Source organism: Demequina subtropica (genome assembly GCF_000971235.1).
Taxonomy (GTDB): Bacteria; Actinomycetota; Actinomycetes; order Actinomycetales; family Demequinaceae; genus Demequina; species Demequina subtropica.
Genome location: NZ_BBMB01000004.1, coordinates 120,603 through 140,269, shown reverse-complemented (window position 1 = coordinate 140,269; position 19,667 = coordinate 120,603). Strand labels below are relative to the sequence as shown.

General features: G+C 72.0%; 16 protein-coding genes and 2 tRNA genes. 8 read left to right on the top strand and 10 right to left on the bottom strand.

Annotated features, from left to right (window positions below; translation table 11 throughout):
- Positions 1 to 40: 40 nt before the first annotated feature.
- The 6 genes from AOM06_RS04245 (at position 41) to AOM06_RS04220 (ending at position 8,960) form a co-directional block, all read left to right on the top strand.
- Entirely contained in the window at positions 41 to 1,267 is a 1,227-nt protein-coding gene (locus AOM06_RS04245; protein WP_062303220.1) for a sensor histidine kinase, read from the top strand.
- Positions 1,264 to 1,926: a response regulator gene (locus tag AOM06_RS04240; protein WP_062303218.1), complete on the top strand. Its 663-nt coding sequence runs from the start codon at positions 1,264 to 1,266 to the stop codon at positions 1,924 to 1,926. Before AOM06_RS04245 ends, AOM06_RS04240 begins: the two co-directional genes overlap by 4 nt.
- 112 nt (positions 1,927 to 2,038) lie before the next feature.
- Positions 2,039 to 2,776 carry an ABC transporter ATP-binding protein gene (locus AOM06_RS04235; RefSeq protein WP_062303216.1) on the top strand — a complete coding sequence of 246 codons (738 nt, stop codon included), beginning with the start codon at positions 2,039 to 2,041 and terminating at the stop codon, positions 2,774 to 2,776.
- Positions 2,776 to 5,310 (top strand): ABC transporter permease, encoded by a 2,535-nt coding sequence (locus tag AOM06_RS04230; RefSeq protein ID WP_062303214.1) that lies wholly within the window; start codon positions 2,776 to 2,778, stop codon positions 5,308 to 5,310. Before AOM06_RS04235 ends, AOM06_RS04230 begins: the two co-directional genes overlap by 1 nt.
- Positions 5,311 to 5,649: 339 nt before the next feature.
- On the top strand, positions 5,650 to 6,411 hold the full coding sequence (locus AOM06_RS04225) for an ABC transporter ATP-binding protein (RefSeq protein WP_062303212.1): 762 nt from the start codon (positions 5,650 to 5,652) through the stop codon (positions 6,409 to 6,411).
- Entirely contained in the window at positions 6,411 to 8,960 is a 2,550-nt protein-coding gene (locus AOM06_RS04220; protein ID WP_062303209.1) for an ABC transporter permease, read from the top strand. The genes AOM06_RS04225 and AOM06_RS04220 overlap by 1 nt, the downstream gene beginning before the upstream one ends.
- Positions 8,961 to 9,032: 72 nt before the next feature.
- On the opposite strand, the gene AOM06_RS04215 is transcribed toward AOM06_RS04220, so the two are convergent.
- The 3 genes from AOM06_RS04215 to AOM06_RS04205 all read right to left on the bottom strand — a co-directional run bounded on the left by AOM06_RS04215 (position 9,033) and on the right by AOM06_RS04205 (position 12,785).
- Positions 9,033 to 10,082: a UDP-N-acetylmuramate dehydrogenase gene (locus AOM06_RS04215; RefSeq protein ID WP_062303207.1), complete on the bottom strand. Its 1,050-nt coding sequence runs from the start codon at positions 10,080 to 10,082 to the stop codon at positions 9,033 to 9,035.
- A complete protein-coding gene (locus tag AOM06_RS04210) occupies positions 10,079 to 11,368 on the bottom strand; it encodes an MFS transporter (RefSeq protein ID WP_062303205.1) in 1,290 nt (429 codons plus the stop codon). The genes AOM06_RS04215 and AOM06_RS04210 overlap by 4 nt, the downstream gene beginning before the upstream one ends.
- A gap of 82 nt (positions 11,369 to 11,450) precedes the next feature.
- On the bottom strand, positions 11,451 to 12,785 hold the full coding sequence (locus tag AOM06_RS04205) for an MFS transporter (protein ID WP_062303203.1): 1,335 nt from the start codon (positions 12,783 to 12,785) through the stop codon (positions 11,451 to 11,453).
- Between the two features lie 102 nt (positions 12,786 to 12,887).
- Between AOM06_RS04205 and AOM06_RS04200 the strand changes: the two genes are divergently transcribed.
- Positions 12,888 to 13,952 carry a LacI family DNA-binding transcriptional regulator gene (locus AOM06_RS04200; protein WP_228372852.1) on the top strand — a complete coding sequence of 355 codons (1,065 nt, stop codon included), beginning with the start codon at positions 12,888 to 12,890 and terminating at the stop codon, positions 13,950 to 13,952.
- A 159-nt stretch (positions 13,953 to 14,111) separates the two neighbouring features.
- On the opposite strand, the gene AOM06_RS04195 is transcribed toward AOM06_RS04200, so the two are convergent.
- From AOM06_RS04195 to AOM06_RS04165, 7 genes are all read right to left on the bottom strand, one after another.
- Positions 14,112 to 15,569 (bottom strand): NCS2 family permease, encoded by a 1,458-nt coding sequence (locus AOM06_RS04195; RefSeq protein ID WP_062303201.1) that lies wholly within the window; start codon positions 15,567 to 15,569, stop codon positions 14,112 to 14,114.
- 199 nt (positions 15,570 to 15,768) lie between these two features.
- Positions 15,769 to 16,200 (bottom strand): MaoC/PaaZ C-terminal domain-containing protein, encoded by a 432-nt coding sequence (locus AOM06_RS04190; protein ID WP_062303199.1) that lies wholly within the window; start codon positions 16,198 to 16,200, stop codon positions 15,769 to 15,771.
- Positions 16,200 to 16,646 (bottom strand): FAS1-like dehydratase domain-containing protein, encoded by a 447-nt coding sequence (locus tag AOM06_RS04185; RefSeq protein ID WP_062303197.1) that lies wholly within the window; start codon positions 16,644 to 16,646, stop codon positions 16,200 to 16,202. The genes AOM06_RS04190 and AOM06_RS04185 overlap by 1 nt, the downstream gene beginning before the upstream one ends.
- A 38-nt stretch (positions 16,647 to 16,684) precedes the next feature.
- Positions 16,685 to 17,719 (bottom strand): endonuclease/exonuclease/phosphatase family protein, encoded by a 1,035-nt coding sequence (locus tag AOM06_RS04180; protein WP_062303195.1) that lies wholly within the window; start codon positions 17,717 to 17,719, stop codon positions 16,685 to 16,687.
- A 111-nt stretch (positions 17,720 to 17,830) separates the two neighbouring features.
- The gene (gene rpmG, locus AOM06_RS04175; protein WP_042213233.1) at positions 17,831 to 17,995 is read right to left on the bottom strand and encodes a 50S ribosomal protein L33; all 165 of its coding nucleotides are present in this window, start codon (positions 17,993 to 17,995) and stop codon (positions 17,831 to 17,833) included.
- Positions 17,996 to 18,062: 67 nt separating this feature from the next.
- Positions 18,063 to 18,136, bottom strand: a tRNA-Met gene (locus AOM06_RS04170).
- 45 nt (positions 18,137 to 18,181) lie between these two features.
- Positions 18,182 to 18,257: transfer RNA gene (locus AOM06_RS04165), tRNA-Thr, on the bottom strand.
- A 94-nt stretch (positions 18,258 to 18,351) separates the two neighbouring features.
- On the opposite strand from AOM06_RS04165, the gene AOM06_RS04160 reads away from it, so the two are divergent.
- Positions 18,352 to 19,620 (top strand): winged helix-turn-helix domain-containing protein, encoded by a 1,269-nt coding sequence (locus AOM06_RS04160; RefSeq protein ID WP_062303191.1) that lies wholly within the window; start codon positions 18,352 to 18,354, stop codon positions 19,618 to 19,620.
- Positions 19,621 to 19,667: the final 47 nt, after the last annotated feature.

Genomic DNA, 19,667 nt, shown 5'->3' with positions numbered 1-19,667 from the left:
GACGATTCCCCTGCCGCCCTCCCCGCCCTACGCTGGCCGGATGGATGTGAGGGCGCCTCGCTGGGGGGACATCGCGATCGCGGCAGCGTTGCTGATCCTCGCGCTCATCGGGGTCCACGCCGCCCCCGACACCGCCCATGCCTACGACTCCTGGGGCTTCCTGCTGATCCTCGCGCAGATCGCGCCCGTCGCATGGCGCCAGCAGTACCCGCGCATCGTGCTCTGGGCGATCCTGCTGCCGTGGGCCGCGACCGTCGGCATCGGGTACGCGGACACGCCCGCGATGTTCGCGCTCTACCTCGCGCTCTACGGCATCGCCGCGTACACCCCGCGGCGGACGGCTCTCAGGCATGGCGGCGCCGTCCTGGCCATCGCCCTCGCCTGGACCGTGGTGGGCCTGCTGTACACGGACCACGTCCCGTGGACGTCGCTGGTGGCCGTCGCGCTCGCCGTGATCGTCCCCATGATGCTCGGCTTCGTCGACTTCCGTCGCCGCGAGCGCCTCACCGTGCTCGAGCTCGAGCATGAGCGCCGCGAGCAGGCGCAGCGCGTGGTCGCACAGGACGCCGTGCGCGCCGAGCGGGCCCGCATCGCGCGCGAGCTGCACGACGTGGTGGCGCATGAGATCACCGTGATGACGCTCCAGGCCGAGGGCGCGCGCAGGCTCGCGAAGGACTCCGACGCGCGGGTGCTCGAGGCACTCGCGACGATCGCGGCATCGGGCCGCACCGGGCTGTCGGAGATGCAGCGCATGATCGGCGTGCTGCGCGCGACCGAGCAGGAGGCCGTCGACACCGCCGAGCGCGACCTCGCGGTCGCGGAGATGCAGCCGATGCCCGCGTTGGCCGCGATCCCCGCCCTGACCCAGCACGTCGAGGACGCGGGCCTGCCGGTCGAGCTCAGCATCGTGGGCACGTCGCATGTGCCCGCCGGCGTGGAGCTCAACGCTTACCGCGTGGTGCAGGAGGCGCTCACCAACGCGATGAAGCACGCGGGGCCCGGCGCACGGGCGACGGTCCGGGTCGAGCGCGAGCCCGACCGGGTCCTGGTGGTGGTCGAGGACGACGGCCGTGGCGTGATCTCCGAGGCCGCCCGTCACAGCGGGGGCCACGGGCTCCGCGGCATGGCCGAGCGCGTCCACGCGCTCGGGGGCACGCTCGAGTACGGGCCCCGGACCGGCGGGGGGTTCCGCGTGCGCGCCACGCTGCCCTCGACCGACGACCAGGTGGGCCACCGGCCCACCACCACGACGAAGGGCGGACGATGATCCGGGTGGCGCTGGTGGATGACCAGGCGATGGTGCGGGTGGGTCTGAGGATGATCCTCGAGTCCGAGGACGACATCGAGGTGGTCGCGGAGGCGACCTCGGGCGCCGATGCGGCGCGCATCGTCGCCGAGCACGCACCCGACGTGGTCCTCATGGACGTCCGCATGCCGGGCATGGACGGCCTGACAGCGACGCGCGAGGTGCTGACCGCGCACCCCGGCGCGCGCATCGTCATCCTCACCACGTTCGATGACGACGAGTACGTCTACGAGGCGCTGCGCGCGGGAGCGTCCGGGTTCCTCCTCAAGAGCGTCGACGGCGACGCGCTCGTGTCGGCGGTGCGCGTGGTCGCCTCCGGGGACGCGCTCCTCGCCCCCGAGGTCACGCGGCGCGTGATCGAGCAGTTCGCGCGCACCCCTCCCGTGGAGGATCCCGCGCCGTCGCCCGAGGCGGTCGGCGACCTGTCGGACCGCGAGGTCGAGGTCCTGCGGCTCATGGCGCGCGGGCTGTCCAACCAGGAGATCGCCTCCGAGCTCTACGTGTCCTCGACCACGGTGAAGACGCACGTGAGCCACATCCTCACCAAGCTGGGGGTGCGCGATCGCGTCCAGGCGGTGGTCGAGGCCTACGACTCGGGCATCGTCGCGCCGCGTCCGTAGCGGGTCATCCCCGAGAGGGAGGGGCGAGAACCGTCCTTGCGGACGATGCCTCCCGGGAGCGCGCTCCGACAGACTGACGCGAGCACGTCCTGACCTACGAGGGGAAAACGTCATGACCACCACCGTCACGCTCGCCGCATCCATGCGCGGCGGCACCAAGGACTACGGCACCGGCGACGCGGCCGTCCGCGCGCTCGACGGCATCGACGTCGACATCGCCGCGGCCGAGTTCACCGCGATCATGGGCCCGTCCGGCTCGGGCAAGTCGACCCTGCTGCACACGCTCGCGGGCCTCGACCGGCTCACCGCCGGCGACTCGTGGATCGGCGAGCAGCAGATCTCGAGCCTGTCCGAGGACAAGATCACGCAGGTGCGCCGCGACAAGATCGGGTTCGTCTTCCAGGCCTTCAACCTCATCCCGTCGCTCAGCGCGAAGGAGAACATCACCCTGCCGCTCGACATCTCAGGCCGCGAGGTGGATCCCGCCTGGTTCGACGAGATCATCGGCATCCTGGGCCTCGCGGACCGCCTCACGCACCTTCCCGCCGAGCTCTCCGGCGGCCAGCAGCAGCGCGTCGCGGTCGCCCGCGCGCTCGTCGCACGCCCCGAGCTCATCTTCGCCGACGAGCCCTCCGGGAACCTCGACTCCCGCTCGGGCGCCGAGCTGCTCGGCTTCATGCGCCGTGCCGTCAAGGAGTTCGGCCAGACCATCGCGATGGTGACCCACGACCCGTCGGCGGCGTCCTACTCGGACCGCGTCCTGTTCCTCGCGGACGGCCGCATCGTCGACGAGATGCGCGAGCCCACCGCGGACCGCGTGCTCGACCGCATGAAGCAGATGGGGCACTGATGTTCCGCCTCGCAGTCAAGTCCGTCAAGCACAACCCCAAGCGGCTCATCCTGAGCGCCGTGGCGGTCGCGCTCGGCGTCGCGCTCGCCTCGGCGACGTTCACGCTCACGAACGCCCTGTCCGGCGGCTTCCACCAGCTGTTCGACGAGATCTACGCCGGCACCGACGTCATCGTCGAGCCGGCACCGACCGAGACCGATGAGGACGGCGACCAGTTCGCCGCGCCCGACGCCGTCTTCACGCACGACGACCTTGCGGCGGTCCGGGCCGTCGACGGCGTCGCGAGGGCGGAGGGCACCATCCAGGTGATGGGCGCGGTGCTCCCGAAGGACTTCGAGCCCACCGGGGACCTCATGGCCGGCGGCGGCGCACCGAGCCAGCTCTTCAACTGGGCGGGCGAACCGAAGCTCGATCAGGCGACGCTCGTCGAGGGCCAGGGGCCAGAGTCCGACGGTCAGATCGTGCTCGACCTCGACTCCGCGCCCCGGCTCGGCTACGAGATCGGCGACCGGGTCGCGGTCGCGACCGACACCGGTGTCACCGAGCTCGAGCTGGTCGGCCTGGTCCGGTTCGGCGAGACGAACTCCCTCCAGGGGGCGACGCTCGGCTACATGACGGAGGCGGACGCCGCCACGCTGGCGGGCTCCGAGGACTTCCAGACCATCAGCGTGGTCACCGCCGAGGGCGCCGACAGCGAGCAGGTCGCCGAGGCGATCTCCGAGGTGATCCCCGAGGACACGCGCGCGCTCACCGGCGAGGCGAAGGCCGCGGAGCAGGCTGAGCAGCTCGACGACATCCTCCAGTACGTCGACATCTTCGCGATCGCCTTCGCGCTCATCGCGCTGTTCGTCGGCTCGTACATCATCGTCAACACGTTCCGCATCATCGTGACGCAGCGCACGCGCGAGTTCGGCCTGCTGCGCGCCATCGGCGTGAGCGGGCGTCAGCTGCGCACGATGATCCTGCTCGAGGCGCTCGTCGTCGCGGTGGTCGCCTCCACGGTGGGCATCCTGCTGGGCTACCTCGGCGCGCTCGGCCTGTCCGCGCTCGTCGAGGCCCTGTCGGGCAACATCTTCGGCACCGTCACGCTCCCCCTGGACGCCCTCCTGTGGGGCTACACGCTGGGCGCGCTCGTGACCCTCGTCGCGGCGCTCATGCCGGCGATCCACGCCTCGACCATCTCCCCGATGGAGGCGCTTCGCGAGTCCGCGACCGAGTCCAAGAAGCCGCTGCGGCTGCGCAACATCGTCGGCGGCGCGCTCACGCTGCTCGGCGTGCTCGCGATCGTCGTCGGCCTCTACATGGACGTGGCCAAGCCCTACGTCTTCGTGGGCGCAGGCGCGATGGTCCTGGTCATCGGCGTGACGCTGCTCGCGGCGCAGGTGCTCGTGCCCCTCGCCTACGGGCTCAAGGCGTTCCTCACGCGCGTGTTCCGCGTCGACGGCAAGCTCGCGGCGAACAACATCCGCCGCGAGCCGCGTCGCAGCGCCAACACGGCCGCAGCGCTCATGATCGGCGTCATGCTGCTCGCCCTGGTGTCGACCTTCACCGAGTCGCTCAAGAGCGTGGTCACCGACCAGTTCGCGACGACCGAGGCGGACTTCTTCGTGCTGTCGACGCAGGGAGCGATCCCGGACGGCGCCCTCGAGCTCCTGCGCGAGCAGGACGGCGTCGACTTCGTCACCGAGGTCGCCACGGGCAACGTGCTGCTCGACGGGCAGAAGCGGGCGCTCGGGGTCATCGACCCGGAGACCGCGGACGCCGCGTTCGACTCCAACAACGAGCCCGACTTCGATGCGATGGACGGAGGCGTCTTCATCGACCCGACCATCCAGGAGCTGGGGGTCGTGGTGGGCGACGAGCTGACGATCGAGGGGCCCGAGGCGACGCTCACGCTTCCCGTCACCGGCCTGTACCTCAACGAGGGCGACGCGGCGCTGTGGGTCGACCTGGCCACGGGCGAGGAGCTGCTCGGCGAGCTCGACTACATCCAGGCGATGGTGGTCCTCGACGACGGCATCGACCCGGCGGACGCCGAGGAGCAGCTCACGTCGGCGCTCGCCGCGGACTTCCCGCTCGTGGTCCTGTCGAGCCCCGACCAGCTCGCGCAGTTCGCCAACCAGTTCATCGATCTGCTGCTCGGTGTGATCTCGGCCATGCTCGGCGCGGCGCTCATCATCGCGGTCCTCGGCGTGGCCAACACGCTGCTGCTGTCCGTGACGGAGCGCACCCGCGAGATCGGGCTGCTGCGTGCCGTCGGCGTGCGGCGGAGGTCGGTGCGCCGCATGATCCGCATCGAGTCGTTGGTGATGGCGATCTTCGGCACCATCCTCGGCATGATCCTGGGCGTGGGCCTCGGCGTCGCGCTCGTGAAGGCGCTCGCGGAGTTCGGGTTCAGCTCCGTGGCGATCCCGTGGGCGTGGCTGGGCATCTACATGGTGCTCGCCATCATCGCGGGCGTGGTGGCCGCGATGTCGCCCGCGCGCCGTGCGGCGAAGCTCGACATCCTGCAGGCCATCGCCTTCGACGGCTGAGCCTGCCGGCACAAGGCGAAGGCCCCCGAGGAGCCCGGCTCCCCGGGGGCCTTCGCGCTCCCCACCCCCTCCCCTCCCTCTGACAACGCCAACGGACCTTGTCCCGGGCCGCCGGCGTGTCGCACGGAACTCGGGCGACACGCCGCATCGTCCGTCCGGGATCCGTTGGCACTGTCGGGCGGTGGGGGTCGCCCCCCATGTCTGGGGGCAGGGAGAACCCCCACGACACCCCCGGCCTTCCCCCATGCGGACGATCCGGACAAACCGTGCGCGCGGCCGATGTGCCGACCACCCCCTCCGACCGACGATGACCGAGGCAGACATCATCGGGAGGACACCATGACCACCACCATCACCACGATCGCCGAGACCAGCGTCGCCGTCGCCGCGTCCATGCGCGGCGGCACCAAGGACTACGGCACCGGCGACGCGGCCGTCCGCGCGCTCGACGGCATCGACGTCGACATCGCCGCCGCCGAGTTCACCGCGATCATGGGCCCGTCCGGCTCGGGCAAGTCGACGCTGCTGCACACGCTCGCGGGTCTCGACCGGCTCACCGCAGGGCTCTCCACCATCGGCGACACCGTCATCACGAGCCTCTCCGAGGACAAGGTCACGCAGGTCCGCCGCGACAAGATCGGGTTCGTCTTCCAGGCCTTCAACCTCATCCCGGCGCTCACCGCGCGCGAGAACATCACGCTCCCGCTCGACATCTCGGGCCGCCCGGTCGACCCCGCGTGGTTCGACGAGATCATCGGCATCCTGGGCCTCGCCGACCGCCTCACGCACCTTCCCGCCGAGCTCTCGGGCGGCCAGCAGCAGCGCGTCGCGGTCGCCCGCGCGCTCGTCGCCCGCCCCGAGCTCATCTTCGCGGACGAGCCGTCGGGCAACCTCGACTCCCGCTCGGGCGCCGAGCTGCTGGGCTTCATGCAGCGCGCCGTGAAGGAGTTCGGTCAGACCATCGTCATGGTCACGCATGACCCGTCGGCCGCGTCGTACGCGGACCGCGTCCTGTTCCTCGCGGACGGCCGCATCGTCGACCAGATGCGTGAGCCGAGCGCGGAGCGCGTCCTCGACCGCATGAAGGAGATGGGGCACTGATGTTCCGCCTGGCAGCCAAGTCCGTCCGGCACAACCCCAAGCGGCTCATGCTGACCGCGTTCGCGGTCGCGCTCGGCGTGGGGCTCATCGCGGCGACGCACATCTTCACCGACTCGCTCGATCGGGGCTTCACCCAGCTGTTCGGCGAGATCTACGACGGCGTCGACGTCATCGTCGAACCCGTCACCGATGACGGAGAGGTCGGCGACCCGACCTCGGGCGAGAGCCTGGCCGACGGCCTCGACGACGCGGTGGTCCAGACCGCGCAGAGCACGGCGGGCGTGGACCTCGCGATGGGCTCGACCGAGGCGATGGGCGCGCTCATCGACACGGACGGCGAGACCCTCTCGGGAGGCGGCGGCTTCGGCCCGCCCACGCTGTTCTTCAACTGGACCGGCGTCGAGGACTTCGACTCCGCGACCATCGTCGACGGCCGCGCCCCCGAGGCGGCGGACGAGCTGGTGGTCGACGTCGACACCGCCGAGAACGCGGGGATCTCCGTGGGCCAGCAGCTGGTGGTCGGCGGCGTCGCGGGCACCACCTCCGCGACCGTGGTCGGCACCGCCACGTGGGGAGACAGCAACAACACCCAGGGCGCGACGCTCGTCTGGACCACCCTCGAGGGCGTGCATGCCATCGCTGGCGGCGACCACGGGTGGTCGGTCATCCACGTGCGCATCGAGGACGGCGCCGACGCGGCGGCCGTGGCCACCGCGATCGACGCCGCGCTCCCCGACGGTGCCCGCGCGCTCACCGGCGCCGCGAAGGCGGAGGAGCAGGCTCAGTCGCTCGGCGAGGCCCTCAAGGCGGTCGACGTCTTCACGCTCGCGTTCGCGTTCGTCGCGCTGTTCGTCGGCGCGTACATCATCGCGAACACGTTCCGGATCATCGTCACGCAGCGCACCCGCGAGTTCGGCCTGCTGCGGGCGGTCGGTGTGAAGGGCCAGCAGGTCCGCAGCATGGTGCTCGGCGAAGCGCTGCTCATCGGCATCGTCGCGTCGGTCACCGGCATCCTCCTGGGCTACGCGCTCGCGGGCGGCATCATCTGGCTCCTCAAGGCGCTCGGCCCGGGCGAGTCGTTCGCCGCGCCGATCATCCCGCTCGACGCGATCGTGTGGGGCTTCGCGGTCGGCATCCTGGTGACCGTCGCGTCGGCCCTGCTGCCCGCCATCCACGCCTCGCGCATCTCCCCGATGGAGGCCATGCGGGACGCGGCCGTGCAGAACCGGCGGGGTCTCACGATGCGCAACATCGTGGGCGGCGCCCTCGCGCTGGCCGGCGCGGGCCTCACCGCGGTGGGACTCTATGCGGGACTCGAGCGACCGTACGTCTACGTGGGCGCGGGCGCGGTGCTGCTCGTGCTCGGCGTGACCCTGCTCGCGGCGCAGCTGCTAGTGCCGCTCGCGTTCGGGATGCGCGACCTGCTCGCGCGGGTGTGGCGGGTCGACGGCAAGCTCGCCGCGACCAACATCCACCGCGAGCCTCGCCGCAGCGCCAACACCGCGGCCGCGCTCATGATCGGCGTGATGCTCCTCGCCATGACCGCCACCGTGACGCAGACGGTCAAGGCCGTGGCGAACGATGCGGTGGCGGGCCAGCTCCGCGCCGACTACCTGGTGGTCGCGACGACCATCCCCGGCCCGGACGACGCAGCGTACGTCTCCGGCCTGAAGGACGTCGCGGGCGTCGACACCGTCACCCGCGGCGGCTACGTCGAGGCCGATGTCGACGGCGCTCCCGCCGAGATCACCGTGCTCGACACCGCCACCGCCGAGGAGGGCTACGCGTACGAGACCGAGCCCTCGCTGGCGGAGATCGACGGCGGCGTCTTCGTGGCCTCGTCCGTGCTCGAGGCCGGCACCGCGATCGGCGACACGCTCACCTTCGACGGACCCGACGGCAGCCTCACGCTCGAGGTCACCGGCGAGTACACGGTCGAGGGCGACGGCCAGTACTTCATCGACTTCGCCCAGGCGGAGCAGCTCTCCGACGATGTCGAGATCTGGCAGTACATGATCACCGCGGAGGCCGGCGCGGACCTCGCCCAGATGGGGACGGACCTCGAGGCCTGGACCGCCGAGGAGCTCCCGCTGTTCGCCCTGCAGACGCCGGACGACCTGCTCGAGCTCGCGAACCAGCTCATCGACCTCATGCTCGCGGTCATCACCGCGCTGCTGTCCGGAGCGCTCGTGATCGCCGTCCTGGGCGTGGCCAACACCCTGATGCTGTCGGTGACGGAGCGGACTCGCGAGATCGGGCTGCTCCGGGCCGTGGGCTCGCGGCGCCGCTCCGTGCGCCGGATGATCCGGATCGAGTCCGTGGTGATGAGCGTGTTCGGCGCGGTCCTCGGGATCATCCTGGGCGTCGCGCTCGGCATCGCGCTGATCCGCGCTCTCGAGGAGTTCGGCTTCGACACCGTGGCCGTCCCGTGGGGCCTGCTCGCCGTCTACACGGCGCTGGCGATCGTCGCGGGCATCGTCGCGGCCTGGTGGCCGGCTCGCCGCGCCGCGAAGCTCGACGTGCTCGAGGCGATCGCGTTCGACGGCTGACGGACGCGCGGACGATGCGCGACGCCCGGGGGTCCCGACCTCCGGGCGTCGCGCCGCGGGAACGGTCGGAGGCTAGATCTCGATGCCGACGGTCACCGGCTCCGGGACCAGGGTGATCCCGAACGCCTCGCGCACGCCGTCGCGGACCGCGCGCGCGAGCTCGACCACGTCCGCCGCCGTCGCGTCGCCCCGGTTGGTGAGCGCGAGCGTGTGCTTGGTCGACAGCGTGGCCCGCGCATCGTCGACCACGCCGAAGCCCTTCGCGAAGCCGGCGTGCTCGATGAGCCACGCCGCCGACGTCTTGACCAGGCCGTCGCCGGCGGCCGGATAGCGCGGGGCGTCGACGGGCACCGCAGCCTCGGGGACGATGGGGTTGGTGAAGAAGGACCCGGCGCTCCAGGTGTCGTGGTCGGCCGGGTCGAGCACCATGCCCTTGGAGGCGCGCAGCTCGAGCACCGCGGCGCGCACCTCCGTGATGGGCACGCGGGCCCCGAGCTCGACGCCGAGCGCGGTCGCGAGCTGCTGGTAGCGCACGGGCGCAGAGAGGCTTGCCATCCGCGTGTGGAACGTCACGTCCATGACGACGTACCGGGGCGTGGGGCCCCACGGGCCGTGGGTCATCGTGCGCTTCAACATCGAGTCGCGGTAGCCGAACTCGGCCTTGACCAGCGGCAGCGTGGCCACGGCGCCCGCCTCGCGGTCCCACGTGCGCACCGACGCGACGATGTCCTTGACCTCCGCGCCGTACGCGCCGACGTTCTGCACCGGGGTCGCGCCCGCGGAGCCCGGGATGCCGGACAACGCCTCGAAGCCGCTCCACTCGGACTCCACCGCCTGCGCGACGAGCGCGTCCCACGGCGTGCCCGCGGTCGCCGTGATGGACAGCCCGCCGCAGGCGCCGTCGTTGACCAGGCTCACCTCGGCGCGGGCGTCCCGGACCACCACGCCGTCGAAGCCCTCGTCCGAGACCAGGAGGTTCGAACCTCCGCCGACCACGAGCAACGGGGTGCCGCCCGCGTCCGCCGACCGCACCGCGTCGATGAGGTCACCCTCGCTCTCCGCCTCGCGCAGCTCATGCGCCGGGCCGCCGACACGGAGGGTGGTCAGCGAGGCGAGGTTCATGGTCCCAGGGTATCGGCGTCCCGCGCCTCCTCCCGGTCCCGCTCGGTCGCACCGGCGCCGGCCCCGGCCCCCGCCCCCAGGGCCCCGGGCGCAGCGACGAGCGGCCGCGCGGCCGGCGCGAGAGCGAACATGGCCACGGCCGCGACCACCGTCACGAGGAGCGCCTTGCGGAGCTCGATGTGCTCCGCGATGAACCCGATGACCTGCGGCATCGTGAGGCCCGCGATGGTGCCGAAGGCCGCGACGGCGGCCACGCGGGCGGTCGCGTGGGTGCGGTCGTCGCCGGCGGCCGAGATCGCGAGCGGGTATCCGAACGAGACGCCGCAACCCCAGATCAGCAGCGCGAGCGGCACCCCCCAGAAGGCCGGCGTGAACGCGAAGACCACGGCGCCCGCGGCGACGAGCACCGCGCAGGCCCGCAGCACGGTCACGCGGCCGAGCCTGTCGATGAGCGGCGCGCCCATCATCCGGATCACGCTCTGCGCGACCACCAGGACGGCGTAGAGCGCGGCCGCTAGCGCCTCGGTGCGACCGAAGTCGTCGACGATCGCGAGCGGCACCCAGTCCGCGGCGCCCATCTCGACCGTGAACGCGCAGAACAGGATGAAGCCGAGCGCGAGCGTGCGCGGCTCCCGCCCCGCCACCTTGAGCGTGACGAACAGCCCGTCCTTGCTCTCGACGCTGTCCGCGGGCGGCGGGCGACCGTCGATGATCGCGACGGCCGCCACCGCGAGGAACGCCGCGCCGACCACCGCGACGTTGACCGCGAAGTGCACGCCTACCGCCACGCCCGCGTGCGAGTACAGCGCACCGATGCCCACGCCCGCGAGCAGCGCGAGCGAGAACGCGGCGTGGAACTGCGACATGATCGAGCGCCCCACGAGGCGTTCGACGGTCGCGGCCTCGGCGTTCGCGAGCGCGTTGACGGTCTCGAACGCGCCGAGCGTCACGAACAGCGCGAGGGCGAAGCCGAGCGACGTGCCCAGATGCGCGGCGTACCCCATCGCCCAGAACCCCACGATGGTCGCCCCCGAGGCCAGGCGGATGAGCGCGAGCGAGCCCATGCGCGCGACCAGGCCGCCGAGCAGCGCGAAGGCGACGAGCCCGCCGACCGACCCGATGATGAACAGCGCGGCGAGGCCGGCCGGCGTGAGCCCGAGCGCGTCGCGGATGCTGGGGACGCGCGACACGTGCGTGCCCAGCATGATCCCCATGCCGACGAACAGCACGAGCACGCCCACGCGCGCTGCACGCACGCGGCGCGCATCGACCGACGATGCCTCCATGCGGCTCCCCCTCCGCATCGTCCCTCAGCGCCAGGACCCTCCCGACGCTAGCACCGGGGACCGACACCGTGGCAGGGGCGCCTCATCGCTCGACCGGGGCGTCCTCCTCCGGGAGCGCCTGGACGGGCTCGAGACCGTCGGCGACCACGGCCGCGGCCTCGTCACGCGCCGCCTCGTCCTCGACGCGGCGCGCGAGGGCACGATGCGACCGGAACAGCGGGCCCTCGCGTCGCACCGCGCGCGCGATCAGGAAGGACAGCACCGCCGCCGGCACGGTGACGAGGAGCGCCTTGCGCAGCTCGACCAGGTCGCCCAGGTGGCCGATCACCTGCGGCATCACGAGGCCCGCGATGGTCGAGAACGAGGACACGGCCGCCACGCGCGCCGCGGCCTTGTCGGGCTCGTCCGAGGCCGCGGAGAAGCCGATCGGCACGCCGAGCGCGGCGCCGAGCCCCCACAGCACCATGCCCACCGGCACGAGCGCGAGCGCGGGCGCGAACGCGAAGATCGCGACGCCCGCGATCACCAGCGCGGCGGAGGCCCGTAGCGCGACCACACGGCCCAGCCGGCCGATGACCGCGGCGCCGCCCCACCGAAGCGTCACCATCGCGACCACGAACACCCAGTAGAGGAGGTCGCCGACCGCCTCGGGCTGGTCGAACGCCTCCACCACGGCGAGCGACGCCCACTGCGCGGCGGCCCCCTCGATGGTCGACGCGGAGAACACGATGAGGCCGATGAGCACCACGCGGCGGTCGCGGTACTCGTCGCGCGCGGCCGCGAAGGGGCCGCCCAGCCCGGGGCGCGCATCGTCCGGCCGCGGGCGCCCGTCCATGACGGCGGCCGGGAGCACCGCGAGCCGCAGCGCGGTGAGCACCACGCCCACCCCGAGGAAGTGCCACACGGGCGCGACGCCCAGGTGGGAGACCGCGGCGCCGAGCGCGAGCCCCATCGCCATGCCGACGGAGAACGCCGCGTGGAACTGCGGGAGCACGGCGCGCTCCATCGCCCGCTCCACCGCGGCGGCCTCGGCGTTCATGCTCACGTTGGTCACCGCGAAACCGACCGACACCAGGAACGATGCGACGGCGAAGAGCGGCTGGGAGGCCCACGCGGTCGCGGCGCCCAGCAGCGCGATCGCCGCGAGGAAGCCGAAGGACGACCACCACAGGAGCTCACGCGTCCCGAAGCGCGCCACGGACCAGCCCGTCACGAGCAGCGCGCACAGCGCGCCGAGCGCGCCGAACAGCAGCAGCCGCGCCAGCTCGCCGGTCGAGACGTCGAGCAGCTCGGTGATGGTCGGGTAGCGCGAGACCTGCGTCGCCATGAAGACGCCCATGATCCAGAAGATCGCGAGCACGCCGCGGCGCGCGGCGGCGATGCGGGCGGGGCTGAGCCCGGCGGGGGCGTGTGCCACTTCTCCTCCTGACAGGCCGCGGGTGGGCGGCATCCCAGGCTATGCCCTGCATCGGCATGGTCCGGCGCTACGCTGACCTCCAACCGAGCCGAGGGAGAGCAAGTGTCGCGCACGCGTCGCCCCACCATGGCCGATGTGGCCGCGCACGCGGGCGTCTCCGTGTCGACCGTGTCGCTCGCCTACTCCGGCGCCGGCCCGCTGTCACCGGAGACGCGCGCCAAGGTCGAGCGCGCCGCCGAGCACCTCGGCTACGCCGGGCCCGCGCCGCATGCGCGCGCGCTGCGCTCGGGCCGCACCGGCGTGGTCGGCGTGGTGATCCACGAGCGCCTGCAGCTGTCCTTCCGCGACCCGCTCATGCTCCGCATCATGGACGGGCTGGTGGGCGATCTGGGGCAGATGGGGCTCGGCGTCCTGCTGATCCCGACGCCTACCGGCGAGCCCGGGGAGCGCAGCCTGCTCGAGACCGCCGCGATGGACGCCGCGGTGCTGCTGCGCGTGCGCGACCACGACGACGAGCCGGCGATCGAGATCGCCCGCCGCCGCGGGCTGCCGGTCGTCGTGATGGAGGGAGAGGCCCCTGCCGGCGCCGGGGTGCTCGAGATCGACGACCGCGCCGCCACCGCGGCGCTCATCCGCCACCTGAGGGACCTGGGCCACGAGCGCATCGGCACCATCACGCTGCCGTCGGGGCTCGACGGCGAGACCCGCGTCCTCACGCTCGAGGAGGCGCTCGCTCAGACCGCATGGACGCCCGTGCACCGGCGCCTCGAGGCCTTCGCGGATGCGGGCATCGAGCCGTGCGTGGTGGTCGAGGCGCGCGCGTCGATCGTCGCCGAGGGGATCGCGGCCGCGCACCTCGCGCTCGCCTCGGAGCCCCGCCCCACCGCCCTGGTGTGCCAGTCCGACCTCCTCGCGGGGGGCGCGATCCTGGCGGCGCGCGAGCTCGACATCCCCGTGCCTCAGCAGCTGTCGGTCACGGGCTTCGACGGGATCGACATCCCGTGGATCGCGCCGCACGAGCTCACGACGCAGGTGCAGGACGCCGAGGCGAAGGGCCATGCGCTGGCCGCCGAGGTCAAGGCGCTGCTCGCAGGCGAGTCCCCCGAGCCGGTGGTGATGCCGCTCGAGCTGCGACTCGGCTCGACGACGGCCCGCGCGCCGCGCTGAGGCGCCCCGCTTCCCCCACGCAACGGCTCCGCCACACCAGATCCTGCTCGAGGCGCTCGGAGGAGCGCTGCGAGCCGCGACGCGCCGCCGACACGCCGAGGCGTGCGTGGCGGAGCCGCGATCCGGTGTGGCGGAGCCGCAGGGATGGGGTCGGGTGGGTCAGCCGAGCGCGTTGATGATCGGGCCCATCGCGAAGTACACGACGAAGGCCGCCGCGGTGCCCCACATGAGCGGGTGGATCTTCTTCGCACCGCCGGCGACCACCTGCAGCACGACGTACGAGATGAAGCCCACGCCGATGCCGGCGGAGATCGAGTAGCCGAACGGCATGATGATGAACGTGAGGAAGGCCGGGATCGCGATCCGGTAGTCCTTCCAGTCGATGCCAGCGACCTGCGACACCATGAGGAAACCGACAACCACGAGCACGGGGGTGGCGGCCTCGAAGGGCACCAGCGCGTACAGCGGCGTGAGGAACGTCGACAGCAGGAACGCGATGCCGGTCACCACGGAGGCCAGACCGGTGCGCGCACCGTCGCCCACGCCCGCGGCGGACTCGATGTACGAGGTGTTCGAGGACACCGAGCCCAGGCCACCGGCCACGGCGCCGACCGAGTCCACCAGCAGCACCTCCTGGGCGCGCGGCGGGTTGCCGTCCTCGTCGTTGAGCTCCGCCTCGGCACCGACGGCGGTCATGGTGCCCATGGTGTCGAAGAAGTCGGTGATGAGCAGCGAGAACACCAGCAGCAGCGCGGTGAGCACGGGCAACGTGGTGAAGCCGCCGAAGAGGTCGACCTGGCCGATGAGCGAGAAGTCCGGGGCGGAGACCAGCGTGTCGGGGATCGCGGGCACCACGAGCGCCCAGCCCGACGGGTTGTCGACGGAGGAGCCGAGCGACAGCGCCGACTCGAGGACCACCGCGAGCACGGTGGCGACCACGATCGAGATGAGCAGCGCGCCGCGCACCTTCTTCACCATGAGGACGATCGCGGTGAAGAGGCCGACCACGAACACGACCATCGGCCACGTCGAGATGTAGCCGCCGTCGCCGAACTGCGTGGGGGTGCCTGCGCCCGAGCGGACGATGCCCGCGTCGTACAGGCCGATGAAGGCGAGGAAGAGGCCGATGCCGACCGCGATGGCCTGCTTGAGGAACGCGGGGACCGCGGCGAAGACCGCCTTGCGGAATCCCGACAGCACCAGGACCGTGATGACCACGCCCTCGAGGACCACGAAGCCCATCGCCTCGGGCCAGGTCATGCCCTCGCGCGACGCGATGCCGTACGCGAGAAAGGCGTTGATGCCCAGCCCTGCGGCCATGGCGAGCGGGAACCGCGCCCACACGCCCATGAGGATCGACAGGAGGCCCGCGACCAGCGCGGTAGCGGCAGCGACGAGCGCGGTGTTCGGCGCGTCGCCGCCGCCCAGGTACTTGCCCGTGCCGTCGGCGACCGTGCCGATGATGAGCGGGTTCAGCACGACGATGTACGCCATGGTGAAGAAGGTGGTGAGACCACCACGGATCTCGCGGCCGAAGGTCGAGCCGCGCTTGGTGATCTCGAAGTAGGAGTCGATCTTGCCGGCGAAACCGGTCCGCTCCTCGGTGCTGACGCTCATACGTCCTCTCTCGGATGGCGGGAGGACGCGCGCAGCGTCAAGCTCTCCCGGGGGTTGTGGGTGCGAACCCCTCGGGCTAGCGACGCTAACGCCTTACGCTCGGGGCGCACGACGGGATCTCGCGAGCGTCACCCTATAGGCACGCGGGAGCGTTTCCTGACCACCGGACGTTGCGCTCGGGCGCCGCGCCCGCCCGCGGCTACGCGCAGGCGACGACTGCCTGGGCCTTCGCCAGGATCTTCTGTCCCTCGAACTCCACGAGGATGTCGATGCGCGCGGTGGTCGCCTCGGCGTCGAGCGCCCCGACCTTCGCCGTGATCGCGACCTCGGCCTCGCCCATCGCGGGGACCGGGATCGGGCGCGCGAACCGCGTCTGCAGGTCGACGATGTTGCCGGGCCCGGCCCACTCCTCGACCACAGAGGCGGCGGTGCCCATCGTCAGCATGCCGTGCGCGATCACACCGGGAAGCCCGACGGACTCGGCGAACGCGTCGTTGTAGTGGATCGGGTTGAAGTCCCCAGAGGCGCCCGCGTAGCGCACGAGCGAGTCGCGGCTGAAGGCGACCTCGCGCTCGGCGACCACCTGGCCCACCTCGAGGCCCGCGAACGACGGACGGTTCTCGGCGCTCATCAGGCCTCCTCGCGCACCGCGAGGGTGCTGATCACGGTCGACACGGGTGAGCCGTCCTCGTCGGTGAGCTCGGTGCGTGTGGTGACGGTCGAGATGCCCCCGCGCTGCTTGATGTCGTCGATGTGGACGGTGGCGGAGATGAGGTCGCCCGCGATGATCGGACGATGGTGGGCGAAGCGCTCGTCCGCGTGGACCACGCGGGAGAAGTCGACGCCGACCTCAGGGTCGACCACCACGTGGAACTCGGCCTGCTGAGCGATGACCACCGCGAAGGTCGTGGGCGCGACCACGTCGGGGAACCCCTCGGCCCGGGCGGCCTCCTCGCTGCGATGCGCGAACGAGTACGCGTCGACGGCGTCGGCGAACTCGCGGATCTTGACCCGCGTGACCTCGTAGGGCTCATGGGGGCCGTAAGCGCGGCCCACGGCTTCGGTGTTCACTGGCACATCGCCACCCTATCCAGGATGCCGATGCCAGGCGCGCGTCACCCGCTCGCGAGGCGGACCACCAGTGCTCGATGATCGCTGCCCTGGAGCGACACCGTGTGCGCTTCAACGGCCTGCAGCGTCGATCCGCGCACGAGCACGTGATCGATGGCGACCAGGGGCGTGGTGACCCATGCCGGCCCCGGCCACACCCTCGAGACGACGAGCCCGTCGGGGTACGTCCCCATGAAACCCGCTCCGGCGGAGTCGACCGCGTCGACGTAGCCGAGCGCCTCGATCTCCCGGAAGGCGCGGTGGTCGCGGGTCGTGTTGAGGTCTCCCGCGACGATCACCGTGCCCTCTTCGGACTCGAGAAGTGCCTGCAGGGCCTCGAGGTCGTCCTCCCAGACGCCGTGCTCGAGCAGCCCAGGCGACTCGGGATGAGGGACGACGACGGTGATCCGCCCGGTACCGAAGGCGATCTCCGCGCGTACCGTCGCGGCGGTGAGCGCCGTCTCGAGCGTCGCGTCCTCGATCGGCAGGGTCGACCACAACCCGGTGCCGAACTTGCCGTCCTCGGGGTAGACGGCGCTGTAGGGCATGAGGTCGTCGATCCCCTTCTCACGCAGCCACTCGAGCATGAGCGGCGTGAGCTCGGTCGCTGCGAGCAGGTCGACGTCCCCCTCCCGCGCCAGAGCGAGGACCTCGTCGGTGCGCACCCCGTTGTTGGCGAGGCTCACCGTGGCAACCGTCAGCACAGGTTCGCCCGATGCGGCGGGCCCGGTGAACAGCGGTGCCATCCAGAGGACGCCGAGACCCCACGTCACCAGTGCCGCGACCATCAGGTTCCATGCGCGCGCCGCCGCCGCGAGCATCACGGCGATCAGCGCCGCGAGCGTCGCCCACGGGAGCATCGAGACCGCGATCGCGAGCGGCCCGGCCTCGAAGCCCGTGAGCCGCACCAGCACCGGGACGAGCGCAGCCAGAAGGAGCGCCCACGCGATCACGCGCGCGATGAAGGCGAGCACCCGCACGGCGGTCTCCCGGGGCGTCGATGCGCCGACGACCCGCGCGCCCTCCCCCGGCTCCCCCATCGCGCCAGTCTCGCACGGGACCACCCCGCATCGTCCAGGGGCGATCTCCCCCGGGAACGGCGCAAGCCCGCCGCCCCAGAGGGGCGACGGGCCTGCGTTCGAAGCTGCTGCTTAGCGCGTCTCGCGGTGCGCGGTGTGCTTGCCGCACTTCCGGCAGAACTTGGAGAGCTCCACACGGTCAGGGTTGTTGCGGCGGTTCTTGCGCGTGATGTAGTTGCGGTCCTTGCACTCGGTGCACGCGAGCGTGATCTTCGGACGAACGTCGTTCTTGGCCATGGTTCTCTCCCAGCCTTGTAGGGACGCGCCTTGCGAAGGCGCATGATCAGGCTCATGCCTGAATCCGTAGCGAGGGCGGGGCTCGAACCCGCGACCTCACGATTATGAGTCGTGCGCTCTAACCAGCTGAGCTACCCCGCCGCGAGCCGCCAGATGGCGGCGATCCACCGTACATGACGATGGACTTGGAGCCCCGACAGGGAATCGAACCCTGGACCTTTTCCTTACCATGGAAACGCTCTGCCGACTGAGCTATCGGGGCCAGCCGGAATAGGTTACACGCCATCGGCCCGAAAACAAAAATCGGCGCCGGGACCCCCTGATCGATGTCGGTGGGCGGCCCTAGAGTGAGCCGCGTGACGGACTCCCTGAGCGCCGCGGAGGCGCGCCGCATCCACCTCGCGGCGCAGTCGCTCGCGCGCCGCCGCCCCGCGGGCCGGCCGGGACCCGCACGTTTCCGGGACTACCTGGAGCGACAGGGCGTGCTCCAGCTCGACTCCGTCAACGTCCTCGCGCGGGCGCACCACCTCCCCGTGTACTCGCGGTTCGGGCCCTACGACCGCGACCGGCTGGACCGCTGGCTGTGGTCCGGCGAGCACGCGTTCGAGCACTGGGGCCACGAGGCCTCGGTGATGCCGCACGCCCTCCTGCCTGCGATGCACCACCGCATGACGGAGTACGCGTCATGGCAGGGCCGGCACCGCGAGCGGCTCGAGCGCGAGCGCCCGGGCCTCATCGCCCAGGTGCGCGACGCGGTCGAGGAGAACGGCCCCGTCACGGCGTCCGCTCTCGAGCACCTCGCACCGCGCGAGGGCGCCCGCGGCACGTGGTGGGACACGTCGCACGTCAAGGACGCGCTCGAGTACCTCTTCATCACGGGCGAGGTCGCCGCCTCGCGCGGCCCCCATTTCCGGCGGACCTACGACTCGCCGATGCGCGAGTGGGGTCTGCCGCGCGCGTCCGCGGGCGGATGGGGACTGTCCGCGGACGAGGGCCAGCAGGCGCTGTTCGACCATGGCCTCGCGGCGACGGGCATCGGCACGCCCGCCGACATCGCCGACCACTTCCGCCTGCCCCGCTCCGCGCGGGACGATGCGCATCGCAAGGGCGCCGCGGCGGGCGCCGCCGCGTGGGCGGAGTCGGCGGTGGAGCGAGGTCTCGCGTCGTGGGCGGCCGTCGAGGGCTGGAAGGAGCCCGCGCTGCTCGCGACGGGCGCCGCAGATCCTCGCCGGGCCACCGCATCGGCCCTGCTGAGCCCCTTCGACCCCGTGTGCTGGTACCGGCCGCGGCTCCTGCGGATGTTCGGCGTCGACTACCGCATCGAGATCTACACGCCCGCCCCCAAGCGGGTGTTCGGCTACTACTGCCTGCTGTTCCTGCTGGGCGACCGCTTCGAGGCACGCGTGGACCTCAAGGCGCTTCGTCGCGAGGGCGTGCTGTCGGTCGAGGCCGCGTGGCGAGAGCCGGGTCGCGCGCCGGGTTCGCGGCGCCGGCCCGAGGCCGAGGTCGCCGCGGCCCTCGCAGCCGAGCTGCGCACCCTGGCGGCGTGGCTGGGGCTGGACGAGGTCGAGGTCGCCTCGCGTGGCGACCTCGCGGCGCCGGTGGCGGCCCTCGCCACCGGCTGAGCCTTCCGGACGATCCGTGCGGATCCACGTGGATCCCCGGCGGAAGC

Bases quoted from the DNA above. Each gene is read 5' to 3' on its own strand.
- AOM06_RS04230 (WP_062303214.1), top strand. From the start codon at position 2,776: ATGTTCCGCCTCGCAGTCAAGTCCGTCAAGCACAACCCCAAGCGGCTC.
- AOM06_RS04215 (WP_062303207.1), bottom strand. From the start codon at position 10,082: ATGAACCTCGCCTCGCTGACCACCCTCCGTGTCGGCGGCCCGGCGCAT.
- rpmG (WP_042213233.1), bottom strand. From the start codon at position 17,995: ATGGCCAAGAACGACGTTCGTCCGAAGATCACGCTCGCGTGCACCGAG.
- AOM06_RS04210 (WP_062303205.1), bottom strand. From the start codon at position 11,368: ATGGAGGCATCGTCGGTCGATGCGCGCCGCGTGCGTGCAGCGCGCGTG.
- AOM06_RS04220 (WP_062303209.1), top strand. From the start codon at position 6,411: ATGTTCCGCCTGGCAGCCAAGTCCGTCCGGCACAACCCCAAGCGGCTC.
- AOM06_RS04235 (WP_062303216.1), top strand. From the start codon at position 2,039: ATGACCACCACCGTCACGCTCGCCGCATCCATGCGCGGCGGCACCAAG.
- AOM06_RS04225 (WP_062303212.1), top strand. From the start codon at position 5,650: ATGACCACCACCATCACCACGATCGCCGAGACCAGCGTCGCCGTCGCC.
- AOM06_RS04180 (WP_062303195.1), bottom strand. From the start codon at position 17,719: ATGGGGGAGCCGGGGGAGGGCGCGCGGGTCGTCGGCGCATCGACGCCC.
- AOM06_RS04240 (WP_062303218.1), top strand. From the start codon at position 1,264: ATGATCCGGGTGGCGCTGGTGGATGACCAGGCGATGGTGCGGGTGGGT.
- AOM06_RS04190 (WP_062303199.1), bottom strand. From the start codon at position 16,200: ATGAGCGCCGAGAACCGTCCGTCGTTCGCGGGCCTCGAGGTGGGCCAG.
- AOM06_RS04245 (WP_062303220.1), top strand. From the start codon at position 41: ATGGATGTGAGGGCGCCTCGCTGGGGGGACATCGCGATCGCGGCAGCG.
- AOM06_RS04195 (WP_062303201.1), bottom strand. From the start codon at position 15,569: ATGAGCGTCAGCACCGAGGAGCGGACCGGTTTCGCCGGCAAGATCGAC.